Source organism: Cupriavidus sp. SK-3 (assembly GCF_000611145.1).
Taxonomy (GTDB): domain Bacteria; phylum Pseudomonadota; class Gammaproteobacteria; order Burkholderiales; family Burkholderiaceae; genus Cupriavidus.
This window is the reverse complement of the sequence record NZ_JFJV02000019.1, coordinates 16,851-19,743: the sequence shown is the minus strand read 5'-3', so window position 1 is coordinate 19,743 and position 2,893 is coordinate 16,851. Positions and strand designations below refer to the sequence as shown.

General features: G+C 67.6%; 2 protein-coding genes and 1 pseudogene. 2 read left to right on the top strand and 1 reads right to left on the bottom strand.

Annotated elements, in window-relative coordinates:
- Positions 1-68: 68 nt before the first annotated feature.
- Positions 69-1,106: a helix-turn-helix domain-containing protein gene (locus tag CF70_RS01985; RefSeq protein WP_035859615.1), complete on the bottom strand. Its 1,038-nt coding sequence runs from the start codon at positions 1,104-1,106 to the stop codon at positions 69-71.
- 241 nt (positions 1,107-1,347) lie between these two features.
- Here CF70_RS01985 and eat point away from each other — a divergent pair, with 241 nt between their 5' ends.
- Positions 1,348-2,796: an ethanolamine permease gene (gene eat / locus CF70_RS01980; protein ID WP_035859603.1), complete on the top strand. Its 1,449-nt coding sequence runs from the start codon at positions 1,348-1,350 to the stop codon at positions 2,794-2,796.
- Positions 2,797-2,804: 8 nt separating this feature from the next.
- Positions 2,805-2,893 (top strand): annotated as a pseudogene (locus tag CF70_RS37260) (hypothetical protein); the annotation flags it as partial.

Genomic DNA, 2,893 nt, shown 5'->3' with positions numbered 1-2,893 from the left:
CTTCGCATCGCGTGGGGGGCTCGCTTCGCATTGCGTGGCTGGTGGCCGGCGTTTGTTGCGTTCGTTGTTTAGTTCGGGCGGCTTTGCCCGGTTGGTCCGCGCAGGGCCGCCGATGGCAGTTCACCGAACATACGGCGGTAGTCCTGGGCGAACTGCGACAGGTGATGGAAGCCCCAGGCTCCGGCTATGTCGGACACGGTGCGGTGGCCGTTGCCGGACTTGAGGTCGCGGCGCACGCCGTTCAGGCGCAGGGCGCGCAGGTAGGCGGCGGGCGACATGCCGGCGACGTCTTCGAAGCAGTATTGCAGCGCGCGCCGGCTCAGGTGGAAATGTCGGCACAGGTCCGGCACGGTGATGGGGTCCGCGGCATGGGCCAGCAGGTAGTCGCGGATGCGCTGTACGGTGCGTTGGCGGTTGACGTGGGTGACGGTGGCGCGTTGCGCGCTGTCGCTGGATGCCATCAGCAGGGTCACCAGGCTGCCCAGCAGCCGTTCCTGCAGGTCGCCGCAAAACAGCGCCGGGTCGGCCCTGTCGGCTACATCCATCGCGTGGTGGCCCGCGGCTTCGGAAAGAATCTCCATCAGCGCGCGGCACAGCCGTGCGCGTGCCCATGGCTGGACCGACAGCACCTCGCGCTGGCCGAGCACGCTGGCCGGGTCGCGATGCTCCACTTCCTCCATGTAGCGGGCGAACTCGGCGGTCTCCACCACGATGCCAAAGATGCCGAAATCCTCCGGCGTGCGCAGTTCGAACTCGGCGCCTCCGGGCCGCACGGCAATGGCCGTGGGTGCGATGGCAATCCCGCCCACCGTGGCCGGGGCATGGACCGAGGGCAGCGGCACGCCGAACCACATCGCGTCGGGCCAGGCCATGCACGACTGCCGCAGGCTGCGGTTGGTGCGCTCGATAAATACCTGCGCATGCGGCAGCCATAGCTCGCGGACCTCGCCGGCGAAGTGGCCGGGAGAGAGCTGGTCGTAGGTCTGGTTCCAGCGCGACAGGTTGCTGGCGTGCTCGTCGGCATCGTGCGCGGCGGTGACGCGGAAGATGCCGTGGCGGCCGGCGCTGCTGCTGCTGTCGGTGCTGCGATCGAACGTAGCGCTCATGGCGAAGATGGGGGCATTCGGTGCAAAGCGTCTCTCTTGCAAGTTCCATTCCAACACCGGGGTGCCGCATCCGCTGCGCCGGCACCCGCGGGGTGGCCTTGTCTGCTGTCTTTGCACGGGTCCAAGGCAATGCTGCCGATTTTCGATAACGCTGCCCGTACGGTTTTGGCGATGATGCCGGAAACGCCACCGCCAAGGCAATGCACCGCCGGTGGCAAACCGCCCCGGAGAAACCCTAGCCATGTCCAGCCAGCCCCACGCATCGCCGCCCTCGTCCTCCCCTTCGTCCGGTGGCGCCCAGACCCTGACGCAGACGCTGGGCACCGTACAGCTCTGGGGCATCGCCGTGGGGCTGGTGATCTCGGGTGAGTACTTCGGCTGGAGCTTCGGCTGGGCCAGCGCCGGCACGCTTGGTTTCATGGTCACGGCACTGGCGGTGGCCACGATGTACGCCACCTTTATCTTCAGCTTCACCGAGCTGACCACCAGCATCCCGCATGCCGGCGGGCCTTTTGCCTACGCCTATCGCGCATTCGGGCCGGGCGCGGGCTATCTCGCGGGGCTGGCTACGCTGATCGAGTTCGTGTTCGCGCCGCCGGCCATTTCGCTGGCCATCGGCGCGTACCTCAATGTGCAGTTTCCGGGGCTCGATCCCAAAACGGCCGCGGTGGGCGCCTATATTGTGTTCATGGGCCTCAATATCATCGGTGTGCGCATTGCGGCCACCTTCGAGCTGGTGGTGACGCTGTTTGCCATCTTCGAGCTGCTGGTCTTCATGGGCGTGGTGGCGCCGGGCTTCTCGGTGGCCAACTTCGTCAAGGGCGGCTGGGCCGGGCAGGATGGCTTTTCGCTGGCGGCGGTGCCTGGGATGTTCGCCGCGATCCCATTCGCGATCTGGTTCTTCCTCGCCATCGAGGGCGTGGCGATGGCGGCGGAAGAAGCGCGCGACCCGCGCCGCTCGATTCCCATCGCCTACACCACCGGCATCGTCACGCTGGTGCTGCTCGCCATCGGCGTGATGGTGTTTGCCGGCGGCGCCGGCGACTGGACCCGGCTGGCCAATATCAACGATCCGCTGCCGCAGGCAATGAAGATGATCGTGGGCGACAACTCCGGCTGGCTGCATATGCTGGTGTGGCTCGGCCTGTTCGGGCTGGTGGCGTCGTTCCACGGCATCATCCTGGGCTATTCGCGGCAGATCTTCGCGCTGGCGCGCGCCGGTTTCCTGCCCGGCTGGCTGGCGCGCGTGCACCCGCGCTTCGCCACGCCGCACCGTGCCGTGCTGGCCGGTGGCGTGGTGGGCATCCTGGCCATCTACAGCGATGATTTCATCTCCATCGGCGGCCAGCCGCTGACCGCCAATATCGTCACCATGTCGGTGTTCGGCGCACTCACCATGTACCTGTTCAGCATGGCCAGCCTGTTCCGCCTGCGGCGCAGCGCGCCGGATATGGCGCGGCCGTACCGCACGCCGTTCTACCCGGTCTTCCCGCTGATCGCGCTGGCCGGCGCCGTGGTCTCGCTGGGCGCCATGATCTGGTTCAACCCGCTGATCGCGCTGCTCTATGCCGGCGTGCTGGCCGTGGGCTATGCGCACTACCACTGGCGCGGGCGGCACCAGGTCGCGCACGGCGACCTGGCCGGCAGCGGGCCACAAGTGCCGGCTCCCGTGGCCGCCCCCGCCGACTGAGACGCACTATGGCCTTTACCCACACGGTTGCCTCGCGGCGCCATCTCTTCGCCGATCTCAAGACCCTGCTCGCCAAGGCCAGCCCCGCACGCTCGGG